The sequence below is a fragment of the Alcanivorax sp. IL2 genome (assembly GCF_047495475.1).
In the GTDB taxonomy this organism is placed as follows: Bacteria; Pseudomonadota; Gammaproteobacteria; order Pseudomonadales; family Alcanivoracaceae; genus Alcanivorax.
In genome coordinates, this window is record NZ_CP179932.1 from 1,819,007 (window position 1) to 1,841,766 (window position 22,760).

The window sequence follows — 22,760 nt, forward strand, 5'->3', positions numbered from 1 at the left end:
AGTGGTCCGTGCTGAGTAGCAGGGTGCCAGGAACTCCTTGCCCCTCCCAAGTTCACATACTGTGAACACTATGCGGGAGAGAAGGGATGAAGCGATTGTTTGTGTGGTTGATCGGTGCGCTGAGCATTACGTTGTCAGGGTCGCTATGGGCCGATGAGTTGGCTCTGGATGCCCGCCTTGAGCAGTATGAGTACCCGTTTCCGGTACAGGTTCTGGCCATTGATGCACAACGCCAATCGCTGGACATGGCCTACATGGATGTGGCGCCGAAACAGAGTAACGGGCAGACGGTTCTGTTGTTACACGGCAAGAATTTTTCCGGCGCCTACTGGGAGCGAACCATCACCGAATTGCTGGCCGATGGCTACCGCGTGGTGGTGCCGGACCAGATCGGTTTCGGCAAGTCCTCCAAGCCGGACCATCTACAGTATTCCTTTCAGATGCTGGCAGATCAGACCCGACGGTTGCTGGATAGCCTGAAGGTGGATGATGTCACTGTAGTGGGGCACTCCATGGGTGGCATGCTGGCCACCCGCTTCGCCTTGATGTTTCCTGAGCGCACTCGCTCACTGGTGCTGGTCAATCCCATCGGCCTGGAAGACTGGCAGCACAAGCAGGTGCCGTGGCAGTCCGTGGAGGCCTGGTATCAGGGGGAGTTGAACAAGACCCCGGAGACGGTCAAAGCCTATATGACCGCCAGCTATTTTGATGGTCAGTGGAAGGAGGCCTATGACCCGCTGCTGACCCTGCAACAGGGCTGGATGCGTGGCCCGGATTACCCCCGTATTGCCTGGAATTCGGCGTTGCACTACGAGATGATTTTCAGCCAACCAGTGGTGCAGGATTTTGACCGCCTTACGGTGCCCACGCTGCTTGTTATAGGTACCCGTGATCGTACTGCCCTGGGACGAAACCGGGCTCCCGAGGAAATTCGTGAGACTCTGGGCCGCTACGACCAGCTGGGCCAGAAAACCGTGCAGCGCATACCCGATGCCACCCTGGTGGAACTGGAGGGTATTGGCCATGTACCCCAGTTCGAAGCCTTTGATCGCTATATGGCGGCGCTACGGACATTTCTGCAACAAAGTCGTTAGCCGATCATGTTGAAGGGGCCAGGGCGGCCATGATCAGCGCTACTGACTGTTCGCTGACGGCCTCTATGTCTTCCCGGTTCACGTAGATACCATCGATCAGCAGGCGGCACAGGCCATGGACGGTGGCCCAACTGGCCTGAGCCACACGCAGGGGATCAGTATCGGCAGGAAGTCGGCCCTGCAGCTGGCTCCCCAGCCGTTCGGCATAGTTACGGAAGCTGCGGTAGGCCACCGCCTTCAGTTCCTCGGTGGGTTCCCCACTTTTCCAGATGGTGCGCCCGAACATCAGCTCGTACTGTTCCGGGTGCTCGGTGGCAAAGCGAAGATACTCGCGGACAAAGTGCTGAATCCGTTCTTTCGAACCTTCCCCCTGTAATTGCCGCCCGATCATTTCATCCAGTTGGCTGAACGCCTGGGTCGCCAGGGCGCAGAGCAGGACATTCTTGTCACGGAAATGGTGGTAGGGTGCGGTACGAGAGACGCCGGCCCGTTCCGCCAGCTTGCGCAGGGACAGGCCGTCAATCCCGTCTTCGTCCAGCAGCCGGTTGGCCTCCCGGAGCAGGGTGGAATGCAGGTCACCGTGGTGATAGCGCGCGGGTCGTGACATGGTAAATCCAGTTGCAAGTTGAAAGTGGCAAGTTACAACGCGCTGCAAAGCAGGCAGCAGACGAGCCGCCGGTTACGCGAACAAGCTGGTTTGGGCGCGGGAAGGGTGGTGCAGATTATTGCCACACAGATGCCGCGTTGACACTTTCAACTTGTAACTTGCCAGGGTAGTTTCAGCAATAATCTTGACAGTGTCAAAATAAGCCATTAACTTGACGCCGTCCAGATAATTAACGCGTAGCCATCTCTGGTGACGATACGGAGCACACACCATGACAGCCGACCGCTATTCCAACCTGCTTTCCCCCCTGGATCTGGGCCATACCCAGCTCAAGAACCGGGTGATCATGGGGTCCATGCACACCGGTCTGGAAGACCGTTTCTGGCAATTTCCCAAGCTCGCGGCTTACTTTGCCGAGCGTGCCCGTGGTGGTGTTGGCTTGATCGTTACCGGTGGCTTCAACCCGAACAAGAAAGGGTGGTTCTACCCGTTTTCCGGGCTGTTCAACAGCCGCTTTGATGTGATGAATCACCGCAAGGTCACCGATGCGGTGCACCGGGAAGGGGGCAAGATTGCCCTGCAGGTGCTTCATGCTGGCCGCTATAGCTACCACCCGTTCTCCCGTTCCGCCTCGGCGATCAAGAGCCCGATCAACCCGTTCAAGCCCAAGGCCATGTCCACCAAGGAAGTGGAGCAGACGGTAAAGGATTTTGCCCACACCGCTTACCTGGCCAAGAAAGCCGGCTATGACGGTGTGGAAATCATGGGTTCCGAAGGTTATCTGATTAACCAGTTCACCGCGCCGCGTACCAACAAGCGAAAGGACAAATACGGCGGCAATGCCGAGAACCGTCGTCGCTTTCCGGTGGAAATCGTTCGCGAAACCCGCAAGCGTTGTGGCGACGATTTCATCATCATGTTTCGCATGTCGGTGATCGATCTGGTGCCAGAAGGCTCCACCCGTGAAGAAGTGCTGGAATTGGCCAAGGCCCTGGAAGCGGCCGGTAGCAGCCTGCTGAATTCGGGTATCGGTTGGCACGAGGCCCGTGTGCCTACCATCGTGACCTCTGTCCCCAGGGCAGCCTTTGCCGAAGCCACCCGTCAGGTCAAAGAGGTGGTATCCATTCCGGTGGTGGCCTCCAACCGCATCAACGATCCGGATGTAGCAGAAGAGATTCTCAAGAGCGGTCAGGCGGATGCCGTGTCCATGGCCCGTCAGTTGCTGGCGGACCCGGACTTCGTGAAAAAGACCGAGCAGGGCAAGGCCGACGAGATCAACACCTGCATCGCCTGTAACCAGGCCTGTCTGGATCACACCTTCCAGCTCAAGCGGGCGTCCTGTCTGGTTAATCCCCGTGCCTGTCACGAAACCGAACTGCTTTATCTGCGCACTGCCAAGCCGAAGAAGGTGGCGGTGGTCGGCGCCGGCCCGGCGGGCCTGTCCTGTGCCACTGTGGCGGCAGAGCGGGGCCACGATGTGACCCTGTTTGATCAGGCCGGCGAGATCGGTGGCCAGTTCAACATGGCCAAGGTGGTGCCGGGCAAGGAAGAATTCCACAACACTATTCGTTATTTCAACAAGCGTATCGAAAACACCGGCGTGACGCTGAAACTCAATACCCGGGTGGCAGTGGCAGACCTGCAGGCCCAGGGTTTTGATGAAATCGTTATCGCTACGGGTGTGCTGCCGCGCACGCCGGGTATTCCCGGCATTGATCACCCCAAGGTGCTGTCCTATGTGGATGTACTGCGTGGCAAGGCCCAGGTAGGTGAAAAAGTGGCGGTAATCGGTGCCGGCGGTATCGGTTTTGATGTGTCTGAATTCCTGGCTGAACACCCCCGTGACGGCGAGCAACCTTTGCCGGAGTGGATGAAGGAATGGGGCGTGGACATGGATAGCGATGCACCCGGTGGCCTGGTGGAGCCGGAGGTGGAAAAGCCCGCCCGGCAGATCACGCTGCTGCAACGCAAGCCGACCCCGCTGGGCAAGGACCTGGGCAAGACCTCCGGCTGGGTACACCGCGCCACCCTGAAATCGCGCAACGTGGACATGCTGAAAGGCTGCAGCTACGAGAAAATCGATGACGCCGGCCTGCATATCAAGATCGGCGAGGAAAGCCGGGTGCTGGATGTGGATCACGTGGTGATCTGTGCCGGTCAGGAATCCCTGCGCGAGCTGTATCAGGAAGAAGCGAAAAACTTCCACCTGATCGGTGGCGCCGACCTGGCCGCAGAGCTAGACGCCAAACGTGCAATCCGCCAGGGCGCCGAGGTAGCCGCCGCCCTTTAAGGAATGCCGCTTCTACAAAAAAGCCCTTGCCGGCAAATCTCGGCAAGGGCTTTTTTTGTTTTTCGCTATTAACTATTCACTGTTAACTATTAATTGCTTCTCAGCTGTTTGCCCGCAACCGCCGGGTCTTGAAGCTGCCAATCCCCATCTCGGTGATCACCTTGAACAACGACAGCAGGACGCTCTCATCCGGTTTCGGGTCCTGCCCCTTGCCCATGCGATGCAGCTGCCGGGAAAACCAGGAGACTTCCATCATGGCCATTTCGTCGATCATCTTGATGCCGGTCTTGCGCGGTGTGACCCGGCTGATGACCCCTTCCTGGCCGGCGAGAATGCGGTTGGCCAGATCCGGTTCCACGGCCAGGGGGCGGGCAATGCCGACCAGGTCGGTGGCACCGCTTTCCACGGCCTGCGCCATGGCCTGGGCGGAGCGGAAGCCGCCGGTGACCATCAGTGGCGTGGAGACCCGCTTGCGAATCGCCTGGGCGTAATCCAGGAAATAGGCTTCCCGTTTAACCGTGCTTTCGCGTACGCCCCTGGCGCCGGCCATGGCCGGGTTTTCGTAGTTACCCCCGGAAATCTCCAGTAGATCCAGGCCTTCATTGGCCAGCGTTTCCGCCACGGTCATGGATTCTTCTTCGGTGAAACCGCCACGCTGGAAATCTGCAGAGTTGAGTTTGATGCTTACCGGGTAATCCGGGCCAACGGCGTCGCGGATGGCGCGATAGATTTCCAGCGGGAAACGCATGCGGTTTTCCAGGGAGCCGCCCCATTTGTCAGTGCGACGGTTATGGTGGCCGGACAGGAACTGGCTGACCAGGTAGCCATGGGCGCCATGAATCTGCACGCCGGTGAAGCCGGCCTTCTTCGCCAGCGCGGAGCTGGTAGCGAAACGGCGGATGATGTCGAAGATTTCGTCTTCGCTGAGCGCACGCGGCGTCTTGAAGGCGCTTTTGAGTTCCTTGCCGAAGGGGACGGCGGAGGGCGCCAGGGTGTCACCGCTGGCCAGCATGCGCGGGATCTGTTTGCCCGGGTGGTTGAGTTGTACCCAGATATCGTTGCCCTGGCTTTTACCGGCGTCGGCCCAGCGTTTCAGCAGGGTCATATCGCGTTCATCTTCCAGTACCACATTACGGGGCTCGCCGGTGTGGTTGCGGTCGACCATGATGTTGCCGGTAATCAGCAGCCCGGTGCCGCCCTGGGCCCAGCGACCGTAGAGCCGCTCCAGCGCCGGGGTGACATGATTATCGATGGTGCCCAGCGCTTCGCTCATGGCAGATTTGGCGAAGCGATTCTTCAGCGTTATTCCGCAGGGCAGGGCCAGTGATTGCCCGAGAGTGTCCGCGTGGCTCACGATTGTCCTCCAGCGACCTGTGCAGGTCAGCAGCTATATAGTTTGATGATGGTCAAACTATAAGTTAGTTTTATACCCGTCAAACTGTTTTGTGGGGAGGTGCCGGTTTTGGCACGGAAAGACATATCGGAGAGCTCGGCGGAGCAGTTGGCAGCGGCCTTTCGGGCCCTGTCCAATCCTAACCGCTTGCGAATCTACCAGGTGATTCTGGAGCATTGCCGGGCCCATGGTCATGCGGATCTGGCGAAAGTGCCGGCGGGTTGTGCCTTCGGGGACTTCATGCAGCGTCTCAATATCGGTGCCCCCACGGTATCCCACCATGTGCGTGAACTGGTGGAGGCCGGGCTGATCCGGGTGGAGCGGGAAGGGCGGCGGCGTTATTGCCATGCCCAACCGCAAATGCTGGCTACCCTGGCGCATTTTTTCGAATTATAAGGAGAGAGCAGAATGACAGCAGACCAGTGGGCGTTGTGGGGCTGTGGGATTTACTTTCTGACCGGCCTGCTGACCGGGGTGTGGAAGTACTCGCAGGTGGCTACCAGTGAAAAGGGGCGTGCCCATTACTACGTGGATGTGGCGCACCGGGCCAGCCTGATGTACGCCTTTGCCTGTCTGGTGCTGGAGCGGTTTGCGTTACTTAGCGTCTGGGACGACTGGATCAATACGTTGGCCGTTCTGGCGAGCCTGCTGTTCTTCGGCCTGGCCATTGGCAGTTATATTCTCCACGGTTTTCTGCAGGACACCCGTAACCAGTTGCAACGGCCCCACCGGCTGGGCGGCGGCAGTGTGCCGGAGTTGGCCATGTCCACATTCATGGTGTCGTTGATCGTGGCCGAGGTAGGTGGCTTCGCGGTGTTGTTTGCGGGGTTTGTGATGCGTTGACGCCACGCCCGTGATGGGCGCGGCGTATGCCGGGCTCAGGCCAGGCGGTTCTTTTCGGTGATCTGGCCGTTCAAGGTCCAGAAATCGTAGAGAATGCCCAGCCCGAACAGCCCGGCGGTAAGCAGATAGATGATGCCGGTGATCACCTTACCCATGTAGAAACGGTGGATGCCGAAGATGCCCAGGAAGGTGAGCAGAACCCAGCCGATGTTGTAGTCGATGCTACCGGGTTCGTAGCGTTCGTCCGCCGCATCATCCATCCCCGGGATCAGGAACAGATCGATGATCCAGCCGATGAAAAACAGGCCCAGGGTAAAGAACCAGATAGTGCCGGTGATCTGGCGACCATAGTAAAAGCGATGGGCGCCCATGAAACCGAAAATCCACAGCAGATAGCCGATCACCTTGCTGTGCGTGTCCTGATTTTGCATTTTTCTTATCCCCTTAAAGGTCGACTTTCAGAGCCGCACTGGCGGCATTGGCCTTGTCACGCGCTTCCTGGATGGATTCTCCCCGCGCCAGGGCAACACCCAGGCGGCGGCTGCCTTTGACTTCCGGTTTGCTGAACAAGCGAACTTCTGTTTCCGGTTGGGCCAGGGCCTTGTCCAGCCCACTGTAACGCATCTCTGTGGATTCCCCTTGCACCAACAGTACCGAGGACGCGCTGGGGCCGCGTTGTTCGATATACGGAATCGGCAGACCAAGAATAGCACGGGCATGAAGCGCGAATTCTGACAGGTTTTGCGACAGCAAGGTCACCAGCCCGGTGTCATGGGGGCGGGGAGAGACTTCGCTGAAGTAGACCTGATCACCCTTGATAAACAGCTCTACACCAAAAATGCCCATGCCGCCCAGGGCTTCGGTGATGGCACCGGCGACCTCTTTCGAGGCCTGCAGTGCTTTTTCGCTCATGGGCTGTGGTTGCCAGGATTCCTGATAATCGCCGTTTTCCTGGCGATGGCCGATGGGTGCGCAGTAAGTGGTGGCATAGCGGGTGCCATCCCGGTGGCGCACGGTTAGCAGGTTGATTTCATAATCGAAATCCACAAAGCCTTCCACGATCACCCGACCCTCTCCGGCGCGGCCACCGGATTGGGCGTAGTCCCAGGCGGTCTGGATATCCGTTTGTGTTTTCACTGTGCTCTGGCCCTTGCCGGAGGAACTCATCACCGGTTTGACCACGCAGGGCAGGCCGATGTCGGCAACGGCCTGCTGGTAGTCTTCCAGGGTTTCTGCAAAGCGGTAGGGGGAGGTGGGCAGGGATAATTCCTCTGCCGCCAGCCGGCGAATACCTTCGCGATTCATGGTCAGCTTTGCCGCCCGGGCAGTGGGCACTACGGTAAAGCCTTCGCTTTCCAGTTGTACCAGTTCGTCGGTGGCGATAGCTTCGATCTCCGGCACGATCAGCGTTGGCTTCTCCTGTTCCACCAACTGGCGCAGGGCAGCACCGTCGAGCATGTTGATGACATGGCTACGCTGGGCCACCTGCATGGCAGGAGCGTGATCATAGCGGTCCACGGCGATCACTTCGCAGCCATAACGGATCAGTTCGATGGCCACTTCCCGGCCCAATTCGCCGCTGCCCAGCAGCATGACGCGGGTGGCGTTGTCGGTAAAAGGCGTTCCGATGGATGTCATAACAGCTCTCAATGCGATTAATGGCATGATTGTAACGAAATGGGGTGTTGGTGCTAGCCCGGACTTTTCATCCAATGCCATGTAGTAGGCGAGTGATAAAGTGCCGCCAGTGCGTTCAGCCAGCGCAGCGACAGGCTGGATGCCTTTTCAAGCTGTCTGGGCGCGCTGGCGGTGCTTTAGCGCTCGTCTAATGCATGGCAAGCGTGAGATACCAAATGGAATCTACTCTAAAATGGCTTTCTGTCTTGTATAGTAGTGCCAAACCCGAATTGAGGAGCGTTTGGGTGAGAAATCCGGGCTAGGGCTTGCTGGGACATACCATTGCCGCGCGACCATCAGGATAGAGCCATGAACGACGACATTTGGATGCAGCGGGCACTGGAGTTGGCCCGGCAGGGCGCCGAGGTAGGTGAAGTGCCAGTGGGCGCGGTGCTGGTTCGCGAGGATCAGGTACTGGGAGAAGGCTTCAATCAACCCATCACCGGCCATGACCCCACCGCCCATGCCGAGGTGGTGGCATTACGCGCCGCCGCCGATGCCGAGCAGAATTACCGCTTACCGGGAAGCACGCTGTACGTGACCCTGGAGCCGTGCACCATGTGTTTCGGCGCGCTGGTACATGCCCGTGTTGCTCGCCTGGTCTATGCGGCCAAAGAGCCCCGTGCGGGTGTCTGCGAGAGTCAGTTGCAGTTACCGCAAGTGGATTTTTACAACCACAAATTGCTGGTAGAGGGGGGTGTGATGGAGGCTGAGAGTGCCGCCATGCTGAAGGCGTTTTTTGCTGCTCGCCGCAAGGGGTGAGCTGTGTGTAGGGTGCACTGAGCCTCAGGCGAACTGCACCATTCAAACGCCGGGGTGGTGCAGTTCGCTTAGGCTCAGTGCACCCTACGGTTTCGGACAGGCTTGAGAGTTTTTGAGCATAAAAAAAGGGCCGGCAAATGCCGGCCCTTTTTTATTCAGGAAAGGCTCTTATTGGTACTGAGCTTCCTGGGTAGTGGCCTTCATGATGGCTTCTACGCGACGGTTTTCCGCGCGGCCTTCACTGGTGCCGTTGTCGGCGATCGGCTTCTCTTCACCGTAGCCTTCAGTGGTGATGCGGTCAGTGCTGATGGTGAACTCTTCCACCAGAACTTTCTTCACTGCATCAGCACGCTTCTTGGAGAGCGACTTGTTGTAGCTCGCTGCACCAGTGCTGTCGGTGTGACCTTCGAGTACCAGGTTGGCAGAGGGATACTTGCGCATCTCTTCAGCCAGACGCTCCAGCTCGGGGTAGGAAGTCTGACGGACCTCAGCCTTGTCCAGGCCGAACTCAACGTACAGGGTTTCCTTAACGTCTTTTTCCAGATACTGCTGACAGCCTTTGTCGTCTACCAGTGCACCAGCCGGGGTGTCCGGGCATTCGTCGGCACTGTTAACTACGCCGTCACCGTCGTCGTCCAGTTCGCAGCCAGTTGCATCAACCTGGGCACCTGCAGGAGTGTTGGCACACTGATCACGATCATCAGGCACGCCATCACCGTCGCTGTCGGTTACCACGTTCTCAACGACCGGAGCGGGTTCTTCTTCTTTCTCGGATGCACCGATCAGGAAGTTCAGGCCAGCATAGACTTCAGCGTCCCAACGTTCGGTACGGAAGCTGTAGTAGGGACGAGCGCCCACGTCCAGCATGAAGTGCGGGTGCAGCATGGTCTGGAAACCGGTTTCCAGAGTACCGATGGTTTCCTTGAAATCATTGGAGCTGTCGCTGGTCGGCTCGGTGCGGAACTCACCGGCACCAATACCCACATAGGGTTCGAACGCGGAGTTGCCGGCAAAGTGCTTACGCAGCGTGCCGTGAGCGATGTTGATGTCTGCCTCGCCGAGCAGTGCAGTGTTGGAGTTGTTACGCTCCCACCAACCCTGAACAGACCAGTCACGGTTGAAGCGGTAACCCATCTGGGCACCCGGCAAAGTGACAGAGTTGTCGCTGGTGTCACCATTAATGTGATCACCCAGGTCTAAAAAGTTTTCACTGATGTGGCCACCAAAGTAGAAATAACGCTCGGGGATTTCGTCAGCAGTGACCGCAGTGGTCGCAGTGACGGATGCGCAAGCAATACTAGCCGCCAAAAAATGTTTAGCGTTCATAAGCTCCTTCCTTGTTTTGTCCAAATAGGCAGTACAAACACGGGGTCAGTGTTGTGCAGCCTGTCTCCCATGTAAATCCTCACATGACAGATTAATAAAAAAATTTACAAATATGGAAATTGTTTGGTAGCGGGAGGTCTTTATTTTGTAATTATCTAGTGTAAAAGCATTACTTTCTATTTTTTGGGTAAGCTTTAAAGGTTGTTTCTTGGCGGATCAGAACGGTCGCGTCCTTCGTTTCGGTTTTGATAAAGCGCGTAGTCGGCTTCGTTTAGTAGCGGGTTGATACTGCGACCACTGTTTTCTGTACTGGCAACGCCGATTTTTGCGCTTATTTTGACATTTTCCTGTTGCATGTCTTCAGGTTGCTCGCTGGTAAGCCTGATGCCGGCGGTGAGAGCGCGCAGACCTTCGCCCATGCGCGCGGCATCGTCATAGCTGGTGTGCGGGAGTACCAGCAGGAACTGGGCACCGTCGAAGCGCCCGAACAGGTCGCTTTCGCGAATTTTTTCACGAATACAGTCGGCAAACAGGCGCAGCGCCTTCTCGCCAGTGTGACGTCCGTACTCATCCAGCAACTGGGTGAAGTCGTTGATCTCGAGCAGCAGGATGGACACGGTGTAGTTGTGTCTCTGACTCAGCGCCAGTTCTCTTTCCAGCATGCTGAGCAGGTGAGGGCGGTTAAACAGACCAGTGAGATGGTCTTCCCGGGCAAGCTGTTGCAGCTGGTGGTTCTGTCGATCCAGAGACATCAACCGGCTGCCTACCAGGTAGAGAGGGGGCGGCAGCAGCAGCAGCGGTAGCAGAGTGGCCAGTACCAGAGCGGAAAGCCAGTCCCTTTCGCCAACCACAAGAATGGCGATGCTGGTAAGCACCAGAGAAAGTAGCACGGCACTGAGCGTAATCAGCAGGGTGCCCTTCAGCGAGGAGGCACGGTCGTGCCGACTGGTCTGCCTAGCAGAAGAGGCCACCACATGGAACAGCTTGGACATGCTGTGATATCCCCAAACAAGATATTGATTTTTATCTAATCAGTATCCCGATTGCCCTGCCCAGGCGCAATAGTGGAAGCACAGTCAGGGGTTACCCAGCAGGGCCTGCTTGAGGTTGTTTGAGTAGGGTCTCTCTCCGAACCAGATTCGCAGGTAGGCCTTGGCGAAACGATCTCCCTGTTCATCCGTGAGGGGCTCGTCATTGAGCATCAGCTGCAGCTGCTGATCCTGGTAGACCATGGCATAGGTGTCGCCATCGCCAATATCCCGGTAATGGCTGTTGAAACGTTCAAATCGCGGTTTCAGTTGCTCAAAATCGCTGTCGTTGAGGTTTTTCTCCAGAAAGTTCATGGCCGCCTTGGCAAAGGCATCGCCGGGAACCTCACGGTGGTAACTGAATTCCAGTCTCATTGGCGCTGCCAGCAGATCATCGACATTACAGTCCTGACGAAGCAGGCGGGCTTCTCCCACGGTGATAAAGCGCAATGCTTTTACATCGCTGCGGTGGCATAGCTGCCAGTCGCTCGCGTGGGCTGTGTTACCCAGCAGGCAGGCCAGTGAAAGCAGAAGAGGGCGTGTCAGTGATCGCGTAGCCATCGTGTCATCGGTCCTAATAGTGGCAGATGTTGGTCCAGGCCCTGGCTGCTGTCCCAGAAATCCTGGTGGAAGAAAACCTGTCCGTTACGGTTGAACCGTAGCTGGCTGATGCCGATGGTCCGCGACAGGCGCTCTCTGCCCAGCAAGGAGAAGCGTGCTTCCATCACCCAGACCAGATAAACCTGGTTATCGTCGCGGATCACATTCACCGGCTGCAGTGACATCTGACTCAACCGGTCGGCGGTAGCCAGCAGATGCTCCTGAAGCGCATTACGCTCGAGGAGAGTGACCAGGGTGTCATTGAAGTACAGGTCCTCGGCGTAGATCTTATCCACGCTGTCGGCAATCTGATCCCGGTCCAGGGGATTGTAGAAACTGATAAAGCGGGACAGGGTCTCGTCGTCAGGTAGCACAGCATCCTGGGTAGCATCACTGCTGCGCTCAAGGTAATGGTCTGTGTAGCCATAGGGGCCAAGTGGTGCCGTGCTGCAGCCTGTTAGCAGCAGCGGCACGAGGAGGACGCTTGTCATCAGTAATGATTTCATCAGTCAACTGTGCCCCCAGGTGGGTGATTCGCCTGTGAAGGAATTTCACAGGCCATTGACGAGTGGTGGCGCACTGTTCGCGAATGAAACGATTACCCGCCCCTTTGATTATCAATTTTGTCGGCTTCCAGTTGTTGTGGGCGGCGGCTGTGTTTGGCGGTGCCAGGGACATGTCCTGGCCGTCCTGGGCTGTGCTGGCAGTGATGCTGGCAGGGCAGTGGTGGTTTGACCCCCGCTGGTTCAAGAATACGTCCATGCTGCTATGGGGCCTTGTGCTGTGTCTTTTGCTTGAGCCGATCTGGCTGAGTAGCGGTTTATTGGCTTATACCAGCTGGGATCATCCCTGGCTGGCACCGGGATGGATCTGGGCATTGTGGTTGGGATTTGCCGTGAGCTTTCACTACAGCCTGCGCTGGTTATGTGGCAGGCCCTGGCTGGGTGCCGCCTTTGGCGCCGTAGGTGGTATCTTTTCCGTCACCATGGGCATCAGACTGGGGGCGGCCAGCGCGCCGCTCGACTGGCTGCCGATCGCAGTGACCTATGGTGTGGTCTGGGCGTTGGCGGTGCCGCTGCTGGCCTACGGAGCACAACTCACCGGTGAAAGGGAACATCATCATGCCTGAGATTCACTATTTGCTACTCATCGCCCTGCTGATTGTGGCCTCGGTGTTGTGGTTGCAGCAGTTGCAGACTCGTAATGCGGGCTGGGTGGATGTGTTCTGGTCCTGGTCAGTGGGTGTGGTCGGGCTGATTTTTCTGGTGATGGGCAGTGGCGACTCCCTGCCGCGCTGGGTGGCCGGTGCATTGCTGTTGCTCTGGTCCGTGCGCCTGGGCAGCCATATTTTTCGGCGGGTGGCCAGTGAGTCCCACGAAGACGGTCGCTACGCGGCCATGCGCGAAGCCCTGCAGGAAAAAACGCAGCCGGTATTTCTGCTCTTCTACTGGGGCCAGGCTCTGCTGGCATGGGGCTTTGCCCTCACATTCTGGGTGATTGGCAGTCAGCAACACAGTTACGGCATTACGGTCGTATTGGGCGCCTGTCTTGGCGTACTGGCCATTGCCGGCGAGAGCCTGGCCGACAGGCAGTTGTCGCGCTTCAAGCACAAGCCCGACAGTGCCGGGCGCACTTGCCGTGAGGGGTTGTGGCGCTATTCCCGCCATCCCAATTATTTCTTTGAATGGTTGCACTGGTGCAGCTACCCGCTGATTGCCATTGGCGCCAGTCAGGGGGCCTGGCTGTGGTGTCTGCCGCTGGCCATGTTCGTTTTCCTCTGGTTCGTCACCGGCATTCCTTATACGGAAAAGCAGGCACTGAAATCCCGTGGCGACGATTATCGAGACTATCAGCGCACTACCAGTGCGTTCTTTCCCTGGAGACCCAAATCATGATGATTCAAATGGCGGAGTCCGGCCTGTTGCCGGATGCCCTGGTACGTTTCGGTATCCGGCGTTTGCTGGGAAAGCGGCTTGAACAGGAGCGACAGAAGCACAATCGCGATGACCTGGAAAGCGCGCTGAAGCAGGGCCCGGTGGCAGTGGGCCAGAATGAAGCCAACGAGCAGCATTACGAGGTGGATTCGCGTTTTTATGAACAGGTCCTCGGCCCCTATCTGAAGTATTCCAGCGCCTACTGGCCGGACGGGGTTAACGACCTGGCGGAGGCCGAGCGCGCCATGCTGGCGATGACCTGTGAGCGTGCCGAACTGGAAGACGGCCAGGATATCCTGGAAATGGGGTGTGGCTGGGGGTCACTGACCCTGTGGATGGCAGAACACTACCCGGGCAGCCGTATTACCGCCATTTCCAACTCGGCATCCCAGAAAGCCTTCATCATGGGGCGGGCCAAGGAAAAGGGCCTCACCAATGTGCGAGTGATAACGGCAGACGCGTCGTTGTTTCAGCCTGATCAGCCCTTTGACCGGGTCGTCTCCGTGGAGATGTTCGAGCACATGCGCAACCACAGTGCCCTGATGTCACGGATTCATGATTGGTTGAAACCGGGCGGGAAGCTGTTCATTCATGTGTTTTGCCATCTCAATCTGACCTACCTGTTTGAAGACGAGGGCAGCAGCGACTGGATGGCACGGTATTTCTTTACCGGCGGCATGATGCCCTCCTATGACTGGTTGCCCCACTGTGCGGGCAAACTGGAGGAAGAACAGCGCTGGGCCGTTAATGGAACCCATTACGCGCGGACGCTGGAAGGCTGGCTGGAACTGGCGGACCAGAAGCAATCCCGGCTGATCCCCTTGCTGGATGAAGTCTATGGCAAGGGCAACGGCAAGGTATGGCTGCAACGCTGGCGCATGTTTTTCATGGCCTGCGCGGAGTTGTTTGATTATCGTGACGGGGAAGAATGGTTCGTGGCCCATTATCTGTTTTCCCGTCCGGCGAATACTGCCGGCTGAAACCGTTGAGCATCTTGCATGAAGAAAACCGGCGTCCAGCATCGTATAACCCGCGTCTACCTGCTTCAGTTGTTGCTGATCAGTCTGGCTACGGTGCTGGGCGTGTGGGCCACGGCCAACATTATCGAACAGGTTCTGGTGAAGCAGGCACTGATCAAGGAAGCCGAGCACTACTGGACCCTGCTGGATGACAACCCGAAGCAACCTCGCCCCAACACGCGTCACCTGCTGGGATTGTTGACCAGCGAAAAGGTCAACGATGACATCCCGCAGGTGCTGCAGTCCTTACCCGACGGTTACCAGCGGGCGGACCTGGCCGGCGAGCGTCCGATCGTTTATCTGGAGCGCAAAGGAGATGCCCGGCTGTATCTGATTTTCGATGAAAAGCGGGTGTCGGTACTGGCCTTTCTGTTTGGCATTTTGCCGCTCACCGGGGTGTTGCTGGTGATCTATATCAACTCGTTTCTGGGCTGGAAAAAATCCCGCGATCTGTTGTCGCCATTAGTGCAGTTGGCTGACCGGCTACGGCACACACCGGTGGAAGACCCCAGTATTGCACGGCCGGATCTCAGTGGTATTGATGCGGATACCGACAGTGAGGTGGCGGTGCTGGTGTCGGCACTGGATGCCTATGCGGACAGGCTGGTGAGCTTTGTGGAGCGCGAACGACAGTTTACCCGTGATGCCAGTCACGAGCTGCGCACGCCACTGGCCGTGTTCCGTGCCAACCTGGAATTGCTGGTCAGCCAGATCGGTGATCGCCCGTTGATCCGCCGCATGGAAGATACCGTGGAGGACATGGAAGCGACGCTGGAAACGTTGCTGATGCTGGCGCGTACGGAGCAGCGTCAGCCCGATAGCGAGGACGTGATCGTCAACGACCTGGCGGTCAACCTGATGGAGCGTCTCAGCCCGCTGGCAGACCGTAAGCAGATTCGCCTGCAAGTACGGCAGACGGCCCTGTTGACGGTCCATAGCCCGGAAGTGGCGCTGACCATTGTGCTGACCAATCTGGTGCGCAATGCCATCAACTACAGCGGCTCTGGCGACGTCACCATCCTGGTGGCGGAAAAGATGGTGCACGTGGTGGATTACGGGGCCGGTATGGATGCGGATGAGTTGGCGCGCATTCTGAAACCCTTCGAACGTGGGCAAAGCCAGGAAGCGGGCCATGGCCTGGGGCTGGCCATCGTGCAACGGCTGTGTGAGCGCTATCACTGGCACCTGATGGTAACCAGTGCCCCTGGTCGCGGTACCGAAGTGGCGATCCGTTTTTCCTAAGGATCAGCCGCTAACCAGCATTTCCTGATCGATACGCACCAACAATTGCTTGGCATTCAGCGCATCACGGATCCGATCTGCCACGCGGCGGGATTTTTCCTCGTCGGTGTCGGCAAGAAGAATACCGAAACGGTTATTTCCCAGGTGGGCAATGCTGTCCTGTTCGCGAAGCAGTGCGGCCAGGGAGTCGGCAATGGTCAGGCTGTTGCCGTCTTCCGGTGCCTGTAGATAAAGAAGCGATGCCTGCAGACCAAAATCCCGGCAATTGCTGGCCTCCTGTCGACAAATATCCTCCCAGCCCTTACGGCCCGGCAGCCCGGTATCGTCACAGCGGTCCGGGTGTTCCACAAAGGTAGTCAGCCGTTTTTCCCTGGCTTCGCGCACCGCATTGTTGAGCAGGAAACTGATCAGGGCGGCTTCGTGGGTCAGAGAGGGAAGGGCGTTGGCAAGATCGGCCGGCTGGGCCTGCGGGTCCATGGCGCACAGTGTGCCAAACAGGCGGTTGTCACTGTCTACCAGCGGCAAACCGATGTAGGCACCGATATCCAGAGAGTGGTTCAGTGAGGCGAACTGGTCGTCCGGGTCCGTGCTCACATCCGTGGTGATACGGGGTTCACCCACTTCCACCATACGAACACAGTAGCTGTTCTGCCATTGCAGTCGTTCGCCTCGCTGCAGACCGTAATGGCCATCACGCACTCGTAACAGGATCAAATCTTCACCGGTCAGGCGGGTAATCATCCAGGTGGCCATGCCGAAGCGGTTTTGCAGCTCCGCCAGATGTGCATCAAGCAGGGATTGGCAGGTGGTATAGGTCGGTAGAGGAATCACGTCGGCTGGCATAAAGGCTAGGCATATTGTTATTTTTGCACATTGTCAGGCCCTTGAGGCACACAGTGCAAGCCCTGCGGGACACAGGGCGTTTTCCAGAAGCCAACTATACAGCAGTAGGGCGGTCCGCTTGAATGCTGAAGCCGACACCGGGCAGGGTATTGAGCAACGCATTCTCGAAGGGCTTGTCCACCGCCTTGCGCAGATTGTACAGGTGACTGCGCAGGGCATCGGAGTCCGGCACCAGATCACCCCACAGCTCATGCTCAAGCTGTTCGCGGCTGACAACCCGGGGAGATTCGCGCATCAGGATGCGCAGAATACGGAAGGCGGTGGGAGAAAGCTTCAGTAGCTGGCCATCGCGGCGCACTTCCTGACGGGCCGGGTCCAGTTCCAGATCTGCCACCTGCAAGGTGTTGGCGGTGACTTCCTTGCGCTGGCGGCGAATCAGGGCGGAGACACGGGCTGCCAGTTCCGGCAGGGCAAAGGGTTTGACGATGTAATCGTCACCACCGCGGTCGAAACCTTCCAGCTTGTCTTCCAACTGGTCACGGGCAGTCATGAAGATTACCGGCAGGTCCAGGGCCAGATCCTTGCGCAGGTACTGGCAGAAGCTGTAGCCGTCTTCGCCGGGCAGCATCACATCCAGCAGCATCAGGTCGTAATGATGCTCCTGAACCAGTTCCCGGGCCAGGCTGGTGTTGCCGGCATAGTCCACCGTGGCACCTTCCTGTTCCAGAAATTCCACCACGGTCTGGGCCAGTTGGCGATGGTCTTCCACGAGTATGATGGACAGGTTTTCCACGGGCGCTCTCCTTTTTTTGATTATGGCTATCATCAGGCCCGAGTCGTCAATAACCCGTCAAGGTTCTTCACGTTCGTCGCCGCAGTGGTTTTGTCAGTCAGTGAGCGTTCCGGTGCGGGCAAAGCGCTGCCGGTAGTGGCTTGGCGACAGCCCGGTATGGCGTTTGAACAGGCGCGAAAAACTGCTCACGTCCTGGTAGCCCACCTGTTCTGAGAGCCGTGCCAGGTTGTTGGTGCCTCGCTCCAGCATCTTGCGCGCTGCTTCAATGCGTACCCGCTGCAGGTATTGCAACGGTGGTTCGCCCAGGGTGGTGGTAAAGCGTCGCTGCAGTTGGCGTGGGCTCAGGTGAACCATTTCCGCCAGTTGGCCAAGGCTGGTGCTTTCCTTGTAGTGCTCATGAATCCACGCCTGGATGGTCTGTACCTGGTCGTCCTGGTGATAGCTGTGGGCGGGCAGGCCGGCATAAATACTTTGCAGGTCGTTGCGCACATCAATGACAAAGGCCCTGGCCAGTTCCCTGGCCAGGTCGGCGCCGCAGTAACGCTCTACCAGCAGGATGGTCAGGTCCCGCCAGGCGGTACCGCCGCCGGCGCAGAAGATATTGCCATCGCGGGTAATCAGTTCGCGTTCGTTGAGTTTTACCTGCGGATAGTGATGACGAAACTGCTGGCTGAAGCCCCAGTGGGTGGTGGCGGTCTTGCCGTCCAGCAGACCGGCTTCGGCCAGCAGGAAGGCGCCGGTGCAGTTGCTGGCCAGGTCCGCTCCCCCTTGATGCAGAAAGCGCAGCCAGGGCAGAACGTCCTGCTCCTGGGCCAGTACGGTTTCCAGCTTGCCGCCGATGGTTGGCACGATCACCAGGTCTGCCTGATCCAGTTGTTCCAGGGAGCAGTCCACGGCCATGCGAATGCCGTTGGTACAGCGCACCGGGTTGCCGCCCCGGGAGACAACGCGCACCTCGAACTGCCGGTCCAGCGGCTGGTCGTGGATGCGGTTCCAGGTCACCCCGGTCAGGTTGAACAAATCCACCACCCCGGTAAGGGCAGAAGCAAAAACGCCATCGAAGGCTAATACGGCTACTCGGTACATCGTGTCGTATTCCACCATGAATAAGTCATAGGCGACAATGCCAGACCGGAAGGGGGGATGGCAAGCTGTTCAACCTGAATCCATGGGCAGCCAGGAATTCAGGTTCAAACCAACCGGAGCCAAACCGTGAGTGATGTGATTCTCGATCGTCGTGATCTCAGTTTTCAGCTGTTCGAAGTACTGGACACCGACGCCCTGTTCCAGCGCCCCCGTTTTGCGGAGCACAGCCGGGAGACCATCGAGGCAGCACTGGATACGGCAGAGAAACTGGCCCGGGAAAAATTCGCCAATCACAACAGCCTGGCGGACAAGAACGAGCCGACCTTTGTGGACGGCAAAGTGGCCATGCTCGGGGAAGTGAAAACCGCCTTCGATGCCTATATCAATGCCGGTTTTCTCTCGTCACGTGCCAGTTTTGAAGAGGGCGGTATGCAGTTGCCGGAAATCGCGGCGGCGGCCTGCAAGGGCATGTTCACCTGCGTGAACCCCAGTTCTACCGCGTACGCCTTTTTGACCGCAGCGGCGGCCAATGTGATCCGCAATTTCGCCAGTGACACGCTGAAATCACAGTTTCTCGAACCGATGATGGCAGGGCGTTTTACCGGCACCATGGCGCTCACCGAGCCCCACGCCGGTTCTTCCCTGGCCGACATTCGCACCCGCGCGGTGCCTCAGGAAGACGGTAGCTATCGCCTCAAGGGCAACAAGATCTACATCTCCGGCGGTGATAACGAGCTGGCGGATAATATTGTTCACTTGGTGCTGGCCAAGATTCCCGGTGGCCCGGAAGGGGTGAAGGGGATCTCCCTGTTTGTGGTGCCCAAATACCGTCTCGATGCGCAGGGCAACTCGGGTGAGCGTAACGACGTGGTGCTGGCCGGTCTGATCCACAAGCTCGGTTACCGTGGCACCACCAGTACCGCGCTGACCTTTGGCGATAACGATGATTGCCATGGCTATTTGGTCGGCGAAGCCCATCAGGGCTTGCGCTACATGTTCCAGATGATGAATGAAGCGCGAGTGGGAGTGGGCTTTGGCGCGGCGGTGCTCGGCTATCGGGGCTATCGCTACGCACTGGACTACGCTCGCGATCGTTTGCAGGGGCGTCATCCGGATCAGGCGGATTTCAGCAAACCGCAGGTACCCATCATCGAACACGCGGATGTGAAGCGTCTGCTGCTGACCCAGAAAGCCTACGCGGAAGCGGCCATCGCCATGAGCCTGTATGGCTATCGTCTGGTGGATGACATCGAGACCGGTGATGAGGCGGCAGCGAAGGATGCCCATCTGCTTCTGGACCTGCTTACGCCGGTACTGAAAAGCTGGCCCTCGGAGTTCGGTGTCAAAGCCAACGACATGGCCATTCAGGTGTTTGGTGGTGCCGGTTATACCCGCGAATACCCGGTGGAACAGGTGTGGCGTGACAACCGCCTCAATCCCATTCACGAAGGTACCACCGGTGTGCAGGGTATGGACCTGCTGGGCCGCAAGGTATGGATGGCCAACGGCAAGGGTCTGCAACTGTTGGCCCGGCGCATCCTGGCGGATGTGGAACGCACCACCGATGATCGCTGCCAGCCGTTTGCTCAGGCACTGAAAGCCATGTTGCCGCGCGTTGAAGCCGCCACCACAGCCGCAGGCAAGCTGATGGCGGAGCAGGGGCCGCGCATGGCGCTATCCAACGCCAATGCGTACCTGCAACTGATGGGGCATACCGTGGCCGCCTGGATGTGGTTGCGCCAGGCCAATGCGGCAGCGGCACTGGATGCCCCTGAAGATACGGATTTTGCTCAGGGTAAATTGCAGGCAGCGCAGTACTTTTTCCACTGGGAGTTGCCCCGTGTGGAACTGGACGCGCAACGGCTGATTGATGCCGACGATACCTTTATCAACATGGACAATCGCTGGTTCTGATTGCGCAACATTGTGTGCCTATCGTCATCAGGCTCGGGACCTGCCAAGGCAGGAATAGCTATGACGGTATTTTCAAGCCTCCTCTGTGGAGGCTTTTTTTTGCTTTTTTGTCAGGGAGTCTCTGAAAAATTCTTTTACCCTGGGGCGTCCTTCTGGATGAAATAACCTTAATCCAGAATCGCTGACTGCCACCGCTAATTGCGTAGGGTGCACTGAGCCTAAGGCGAACTGCACCATCAAACGCCGGAACGGTGCAGTTCGCCTTAGGCTCAGTGCACCCTACGTTTCGAGAAGCTACGGGGTTTGCGACCATAAAAAAGCCCGGCAATGCCGAGCTCTTTTCGCTGTTAACTATTAATTGTTAACTATTCACTGCCTTTTTCACCCTTCCCACTTGCGCAGTACCAGGCTGGCATTGGTGCCACCAAAACCGAAGCTGTTGCTCAGCACGGTGGTCGGGCCGCTATCCTTGCCCTGCACCAGAATCGGCAGTCCTTCGGCCTTTTCATCCAGGGTTTCGATATTGGCGCTCAGGGCGGTGAAGTCATGCTGCATCATCAGCAGGCTGTAGATGGCTTCGTGAACCCCGGCTGCGCCCAGGCTGTGACCGGACAGGCTCTTGGTGGAGCCGATGTCCGGGCAATTGTCGCCAAACACTTCACGAATGGCTTTCAGCTCGGCCACATCCCCTACCGGGGTGCTGGTGCCGTGGGCATTAATGTAATCCACGTTACCATCCATGGTGGCCAGTGCCTGGCGCATGCAGCGCGCAGCGCCTTCGCCATTGGGCGCGACCATGTCATGGCCATCACTGGTGGCGCCATAGCCGATCACTTCGGCATAAATTTTTGCGCCACGGGCTTTGGCATGTTCCAGCTCTTCAACGACGACCATGCCGCCACCGCCTGCAATGACAAAGCCATCACGGTTGGCATCGTACGCCCGGGAGGCGGTTTGCGGTGTGTCGTTGTACTTGCTGGACAAGGCGCCCATGCCGTCGAACAGACAGCTCAGGGTCCAATGCTCTTCTTCGCCGCCGCCGGCAAACACGACATCCTGTTTGCCCAGTTGAATCTGTTCCACCGCGTTACCAATACAGTGGGCGCTGGTGGCGCAGGCCGATGCAATGGAGTAGTTGATACCCTTGATCTTGAACGGCGTGGCCAGGCAAGCAGAAACGGTAGAGGCCATCACCCGGGGCACCATGTAGGGGCCAACGCGTTTTACGCCGCGATTGCGGGCAATGTCGGCAGCTTCCACCTGATTAAAGGAGGAGTGGCCACCGGAGCCAGCGACCAGACCGGTTCGCTCGTGACTGACCTGATCTTCTTCCAGGCCCGCATCGGTGATCGCCTGTTGCATGGCGATGTAGGCATAGGCCGCCGCATCACCCATGAAACGGCGGGGTTTACGGTCGATGAAGTCTTCCAGTGCGATTTCCGGGGTGCCGGCAACGTGGCTGCGCATGCCCAGCTCTTTGTAGTCTTCCTTGAAGCGAATGCCGGAACGGCCCTCGCGCAAGGACCGGGTGACGCTATCGGTATCGTTGCCCAGGCAGGAGACAATGCCCATTCCTGTGATGACTACGCGGCGCATGATTGGCTCCTAAAATCCGTCGGTGGAAGTGAACAGGCCTACGCGCAGGTCTTCGGCAAGATAGATCTCCTTGCCGTCCACGCTCACCGTTGCATCGGCGATGCCCAGAATCAGCTTGCGGGAAATGACCCGTTTCACGTCCAGTTTGTACGTTACCTTCTTGGCCGTTGGCAGAATCTGCCCGGAGAATTTCACACTCCCCACGCCCAGGGCGCGGCCGCGGCCCGGGTGGCCGAGCCAGCCCAGCAAAAAGCCCAGCAGTTGCCAGGTGGCATCCAGGCCCAGGCAGCCGGGCATTACCGGATCACTTTCGAAGTGGCATTCGAAAAACCACAAGTCCGGGCGAATATCCAGCTCGGCGATAATTTCGCCTTTACCGTACTTGCCGCCCTGATCACTGATATGGGTGATACGATCCATCATCAGCATGTTGGGCAGGGGCAGGCGGGCATTGCCGGGCCCGAAAAGCTCGCCGTGTGCGCAGGCAAGCAGGTCCTCGCGTTCGTAGGAGGATTTCTGTTCTGTTGTAGTGCTCAAAGTCTTACTCCGTGAAGGCCCGATGGCACATTCCGAGTATATGGATGATTTATGACGTTTTATCTTCACCGTTATGACGATCCTACGGTGTCATGATCGAACGCATACTAGCAAAGCCAAGTGAAAGCATACGAATAGCAAGCGTCTCAAAATATGTCGAAAGGATGGCTTTACCG

Annotated in this window: 23 protein-coding genes; 10 read left to right on the forward strand and 13 right to left on the reverse strand. The window is 57.9% G+C overall.

The window, feature by feature from the left end:
* Positions 1-86: 86 nt before the first annotated feature.
* The gene (locus ACMG4N_RS08495) at positions 87-1,094 is read left to right on the forward strand and encodes an alpha/beta fold hydrolase (RefSeq protein ID WP_414431252.1); all 1,008 of its coding nucleotides are present in this window, start codon (positions 87-89) and stop codon (positions 1,092-1,094) included.
* A 4-nt stretch (positions 1,095-1,098) separates the two neighbouring features.
* Here the strand turns inward: ACMG4N_RS08495 and ACMG4N_RS08500 are convergent, their stop codons facing one another.
* Entirely contained in the window at positions 1,099-1,701 is a 603-nt protein-coding gene (locus ACMG4N_RS08500) for a TetR/AcrR family transcriptional regulator (RefSeq protein WP_297766532.1), read from the reverse strand.
* Positions 1,702-1,972: 271 nt separating this feature from the next.
* On the opposite strand from ACMG4N_RS08500, the gene ACMG4N_RS08505 reads away from it, so the two are divergent.
* Positions 1,973-3,991 (forward strand): NADPH-dependent 2,4-dienoyl-CoA reductase, encoded by a 2,019-nt coding sequence (locus ACMG4N_RS08505; protein WP_297766534.1) that lies wholly within the window; start codon positions 1,973-1,975, stop codon positions 3,989-3,991.
* Positions 3,992-4,091: 100 nt separating this feature from the next.
* Here ACMG4N_RS08505 and ACMG4N_RS08510 read toward each other — a convergent pair whose 3' ends face one another.
* Positions 4,092-5,345, reverse strand: a complete 1,254-nt coding sequence (locus tag ACMG4N_RS08510; RefSeq protein ID WP_297766536.1) for an NADH:flavin oxidoreductase/NADH oxidase family protein — start codon at positions 5,343-5,345, stop codon at positions 4,092-4,094.
* 99 nt (positions 5,346-5,444) lie between these two features.
* On the opposite strand from ACMG4N_RS08510, the gene ACMG4N_RS08515 reads away from it, so the two are divergent.
* Both ACMG4N_RS08515 and ACMG4N_RS08520 read left to right on the forward strand, forming a co-directional pair.
* Positions 5,445-5,780, forward strand: coding sequence for an ArsR/SmtB family transcription factor (locus ACMG4N_RS08515; RefSeq protein ID WP_297766538.1), 336 nt, complete (start codon positions 5,445-5,447; stop codon positions 5,778-5,780).
* A 12-nt stretch (positions 5,781-5,792) separates the two neighbouring features.
* Entirely contained in the window at positions 5,793-6,227 is a 435-nt protein-coding gene (locus ACMG4N_RS08520; RefSeq protein ID WP_414431256.1) for a hypothetical protein, read from the forward strand.
* A gap of 35 nt (positions 6,228-6,262) precedes the next feature.
* Here ACMG4N_RS08520 and ACMG4N_RS08525 read toward each other — a convergent pair whose 3' ends face one another.
* Together ACMG4N_RS08525 and purT are read right to left on the reverse strand one after the other, a co-directional pair.
* Positions 6,263-6,658 carry an NINE protein gene (locus tag ACMG4N_RS08525; protein ID WP_035246668.1) on the reverse strand — a complete coding sequence of 132 codons (396 nt, stop codon included), beginning with the start codon at positions 6,656-6,658 and terminating at the stop codon, positions 6,263-6,265.
* 13 nt (positions 6,659-6,671) lie between these two features.
* Positions 6,672-7,865: a formate-dependent phosphoribosylglycinamide formyltransferase gene (gene purT / locus ACMG4N_RS08530; protein WP_414431258.1), complete on the reverse strand. Its 1,194-nt coding sequence runs from the start codon at positions 7,863-7,865 to the stop codon at positions 6,672-6,674.
* 348 nt (positions 7,866-8,213) lie between these two features.
* Between purT and tadA the strand changes: the two genes are divergently transcribed.
* Positions 8,214-8,666, forward strand: a complete 453-nt coding sequence (tadA, locus tag ACMG4N_RS08535) for a tRNA adenosine(34) deaminase TadA (RefSeq protein WP_297766550.1) — start codon at positions 8,214-8,216, stop codon at positions 8,664-8,666.
* A gap of 168 nt (positions 8,667-8,834) precedes the next feature.
* Here the strand turns inward: tadA and ACMG4N_RS08540 are convergent, their stop codons facing one another.
* From ACMG4N_RS08540 to ACMG4N_RS08555, 4 genes are all read right to left on the reverse strand, one after another.
* The gene (locus ACMG4N_RS08540; protein WP_414431259.1) at positions 8,835-9,992 is read right to left on the reverse strand and encodes an OmpA family protein; all 1,158 of its coding nucleotides are present in this window, start codon (positions 9,990-9,992) and stop codon (positions 8,835-8,837) included.
* A 194-nt stretch (positions 9,993-10,186) separates the two neighbouring features.
* Complete coding sequence (locus tag ACMG4N_RS08545; protein WP_297766558.1) at positions 10,187-10,984, reverse strand: GGDEF domain-containing protein; 798 nt, start codon at positions 10,982-10,984, stop codon at positions 10,187-10,189.
* Positions 10,985-11,068: 84 nt separating this feature from the next.
* A complete protein-coding gene (locus ACMG4N_RS08550) occupies positions 11,069-11,581 on the reverse strand; it encodes a chalcone isomerase family protein (RefSeq protein WP_272974460.1) in 513 nt (170 codons plus the stop codon).
* Entirely contained in the window at positions 11,563-12,111 is a 549-nt protein-coding gene (locus ACMG4N_RS08555; protein WP_272974459.1) for a nuclear transport factor 2 family protein, read from the reverse strand. The genes ACMG4N_RS08550 and ACMG4N_RS08555 overlap by 19 nt, the downstream gene beginning before the upstream one ends.
* A 98-nt stretch (positions 12,112-12,209) precedes the next feature.
* Between ACMG4N_RS08555 and ACMG4N_RS08560 the strand changes: the two genes are divergently transcribed.
* From ACMG4N_RS08560 to ACMG4N_RS08575, 4 genes are read left to right on the forward strand one after another with little or no spacing between them, the layout of a single operon-like run.
* Positions 12,210-12,749: a DUF2878 domain-containing protein gene (locus ACMG4N_RS08560; RefSeq protein WP_414431262.1), complete on the forward strand. Its 540-nt coding sequence runs from the start codon at positions 12,210-12,212 to the stop codon at positions 12,747-12,749.
* On the forward strand, positions 12,742-13,515 hold the full coding sequence (locus tag ACMG4N_RS08565; protein ID WP_297766566.1) for a DUF1295 domain-containing protein: 774 nt from the start codon (positions 12,742-12,744) through the stop codon (positions 13,513-13,515). Before ACMG4N_RS08560 ends, ACMG4N_RS08565 begins: the two co-directional genes overlap by 8 nt.
* Positions 13,512-14,534 carry a class I SAM-dependent methyltransferase gene (locus ACMG4N_RS08570; RefSeq protein WP_414431263.1) on the forward strand — a complete coding sequence of 341 codons (1,023 nt, stop codon included), beginning with the start codon at positions 13,512-13,514 and terminating at the stop codon, positions 14,532-14,534. The genes ACMG4N_RS08565 and ACMG4N_RS08570 overlap by 4 nt, the downstream gene beginning before the upstream one ends.
* An 18-nt stretch (positions 14,535-14,552) precedes the next feature.
* Positions 14,553-15,815 carry a sensor histidine kinase gene (locus ACMG4N_RS08575; RefSeq protein ID WP_414431264.1) on the forward strand — a complete coding sequence of 421 codons (1,263 nt, stop codon included), beginning with the start codon at positions 14,553-14,555 and terminating at the stop codon, positions 15,813-15,815.
* A 3-nt stretch (positions 15,816-15,818) separates the two neighbouring features.
* On the opposite strand, the gene ACMG4N_RS08580 is transcribed toward ACMG4N_RS08575, so the two are convergent.
* The 3 genes from ACMG4N_RS08580 to ACMG4N_RS08590 form a co-directional block, all read right to left on the reverse strand.
* Positions 15,819-16,658: a GAF domain-containing protein gene (locus tag ACMG4N_RS08580; RefSeq protein WP_414431266.1), complete on the reverse strand. Its 840-nt coding sequence runs from the start codon at positions 16,656-16,658 to the stop codon at positions 15,819-15,821.
* A gap of 94 nt (positions 16,659-16,752) precedes the next feature.
* Entirely contained in the window at positions 16,753-17,451 is a 699-nt protein-coding gene (locus tag ACMG4N_RS08585) for a response regulator transcription factor (RefSeq protein ID WP_414430080.1), read from the reverse strand.
* Between the two features lie 93 nt (positions 17,452-17,544).
* A complete protein-coding gene (locus ACMG4N_RS08590) occupies positions 17,545-18,537 on the reverse strand; it encodes a GlxA family transcriptional regulator (protein ID WP_297766580.1) in 993 nt (330 codons plus the stop codon).
* 126 nt (positions 18,538-18,663) lie between these two features.
* On the opposite strand from ACMG4N_RS08590, the gene ACMG4N_RS08595 reads away from it, so the two are divergent.
* Positions 18,664-20,451 carry an acyl-CoA dehydrogenase gene (locus ACMG4N_RS08595; RefSeq protein WP_414431268.1) on the forward strand — a complete coding sequence of 596 codons (1,788 nt, stop codon included), beginning with the start codon at positions 18,664-18,666 and terminating at the stop codon, positions 20,449-20,451.
* Positions 20,452-20,832: 381 nt separating this feature from the next.
* Here the strand turns inward: ACMG4N_RS08595 and fabB are convergent, their stop codons facing one another.
* Both fabB and fabA read right to left on the reverse strand, forming a co-directional pair.
* On the reverse strand, positions 20,833-22,047 hold the full coding sequence (gene fabB, locus ACMG4N_RS08600) for a beta-ketoacyl-ACP synthase I (protein ID WP_414431270.1): 1,215 nt from the start codon (positions 22,045-22,047) through the stop codon (positions 20,833-20,835).
* Between the two features lie 9 nt (positions 22,048-22,056).
* Positions 22,057-22,584 carry a 3-hydroxyacyl-[acyl-carrier-protein] dehydratase FabA gene (gene fabA, locus ACMG4N_RS08605; protein ID WP_272974742.1) on the reverse strand — a complete coding sequence of 176 codons (528 nt, stop codon included), beginning with the start codon at positions 22,582-22,584 and terminating at the stop codon, positions 22,057-22,059.
* Positions 22,585-22,760 lie beyond the last annotated feature (176 nt).

Bases quoted from the DNA above. Each gene is read 5' to 3' on its own strand.
- ACMG4N_RS08545 (WP_297766558.1), bottom strand. From the start codon at position 10,984: ATGTCCAAGCTGTTCCATGTGGTGGCCTCTTCTGCTAGGCAGACCAGT.
- ACMG4N_RS08550 (WP_272974460.1), bottom strand. From the start codon at position 11,581: ATGGCTACGCGATCACTGACACGCCCTCTTCTGCTTTCACTGGCCTGC.
- ACMG4N_RS08570 (WP_414431263.1), top strand. From the start codon at position 13,512: ATGATGATTCAAATGGCGGAGTCCGGCCTGTTGCCGGATGCCCTGGTA.
- ACMG4N_RS08500 (WP_297766532.1), bottom strand. From the start codon at position 1,701: ATGTCACGACCCGCGCGCTATCACCACGGTGACCTGCATTCCACCCTG.
- ACMG4N_RS08575 (WP_414431264.1), top strand. From the start codon at position 14,553: ATGAAGAAAACCGGCGTCCAGCATCGTATAACCCGCGTCTACCTGCTT.
- purT (WP_414431258.1), bottom strand. From the start codon at position 7,865: ATGACATCCATCGGAACGCCTTTTACCGACAACGCCACCCGCGTCATG.
- tadA (WP_297766550.1), top strand. From the start codon at position 8,214: ATGAACGACGACATTTGGATGCAGCGGGCACTGGAGTTGGCCCGGCAG.
- ACMG4N_RS08495 (WP_414431252.1), top strand. From the start codon at position 87: ATGAAGCGATTGTTTGTGTGGTTGATCGGTGCGCTGAGCATTACGTTG.
- ACMG4N_RS08525 (WP_035246668.1), bottom strand. From the start codon at position 6,658: ATGCAAAATCAGGACACGCACAGCAAGGTGATCGGCTATCTGCTGTGG.
- ACMG4N_RS08560 (WP_414431262.1), top strand. From the start codon at position 12,210: ATGAAACGATTACCCGCCCCTTTGATTATCAATTTTGTCGGCTTCCAG.
- ACMG4N_RS08580 (WP_414431266.1), bottom strand. From the start codon at position 16,658: ATGCCAGCCGACGTGATTCCTCTACCGACCTATACCACCTGCCAATCC.
- ACMG4N_RS08520 (WP_414431256.1), top strand. From the start codon at position 5,793: ATGACAGCAGACCAGTGGGCGTTGTGGGGCTGTGGGATTTACTTTCTG.
- ACMG4N_RS08565 (WP_297766566.1), top strand. From the start codon at position 12,742: ATGCCTGAGATTCACTATTTGCTACTCATCGCCCTGCTGATTGTGGCC.
- ACMG4N_RS08505 (WP_297766534.1), top strand. From the start codon at position 1,973: ATGACAGCCGACCGCTATTCCAACCTGCTTTCCCCCCTGGATCTGGGC.
- ACMG4N_RS08540 (WP_414431259.1), bottom strand. From the start codon at position 9,992: ATGAACGCTAAACATTTTTTGGCGGCTAGTATTGCTTGCGCATCCGTC.
- ACMG4N_RS08590 (WP_297766580.1), bottom strand. From the start codon at position 18,537: ATGTACCGAGTAGCCGTATTAGCCTTCGATGGCGTTTTTGCTTCTGCC.
- ACMG4N_RS08555 (WP_272974459.1), bottom strand. From the start codon at position 12,111: ATGACAAGCGTCCTCCTCGTGCCGCTGCTGCTAACAGGCTGCAGCACG.
- fabB (WP_414431270.1), bottom strand. From the start codon at position 22,047: ATGCGCCGCGTAGTCATCACAGGAATGGGCATTGTCTCCTGCCTGGGC.